Raw genomic sequence first — 606 nt, 5'->3', positions numbered from 1 at the left:
CACCGCCGACAGGGTCGGTCCCACGCAGGGTGCCCACCCGAGGGCGAAGGTCGCTCCGAGCACCGGTGCGCCCCAGAGTCCGGCCTTCGGTCTGGCACGGATGCGACGTTCGTTCTGCAGCAGACCGAATCCGCCCATGAATACGAAACCGGCGAGGATGACGATGACGCCGAGGACGCGGAGGATGACCGACTGCCATTGGGAGAACAGCGCTCCCAGCGCGGAGAAGCTGGTCCCCAGCAGCACGAAGACGACGGTGAAGCCGAGGACGAACAGGCTGATGCCCACGACCACTCGCCACGTCTGCTTGTCCCTCAGCGATGATCCGGACAGCCCGGTGACGTACCCGACATAGCCGGGGACCAGGGGCAGCACGCACGGGGAGGCGAACGAGACGAGTCCGGCCAGGGCCGCTGCGCCGGCAGCCAGCAGCAGCGGTCCGGAGAGGACGGTCTGGGCGAAGTCCGCCCCGAGTCCACTCACTCGGCCAGCACGTCCTCGATGAGTCCCTTGAGAGTCGAGGCATCGATCTCACCGACGACTCTGGCCGCGGCGCGGCCCTTCGCGTCGAGGACCACCGTCGACGGGGTGGCCTGCGGGGGCAGG

2 protein-coding genes are annotated in these 606 nt (G+C 68.8%); both read right to left on the bottom strand.

Annotation, left to right across the window (positions count from 1 at the left end; genetic code table 11):
* On the bottom strand, positions 1 to 483 hold a 483-nt coding region (locus tag IEV86_RS17540; RefSeq protein ID WP_229734729.1), incomplete at its 3' end, for a cytochrome c biogenesis CcdA family protein.
* Positions 480 to 606: TlpA family protein disulfide reductase (locus tag IEV86_RS17535; RefSeq protein WP_369009116.1), on the bottom strand; the 127-nt coding region annotated here is incomplete at its 5' end. The genes IEV86_RS17535 and IEV86_RS17540, both read right to left, overlap by 4 nt.

The organism is Cellulomonas carbonis (genome assembly GCF_014636275.1).
In the GTDB taxonomy this organism is placed as follows: domain Bacteria; phylum Actinomycetota; class Actinomycetes; order Actinomycetales; family Cellulomonadaceae; genus Actinotalea; species Actinotalea carbonis.
This window is presented reverse-complemented; position numbering and strand designations above follow the sequence as displayed.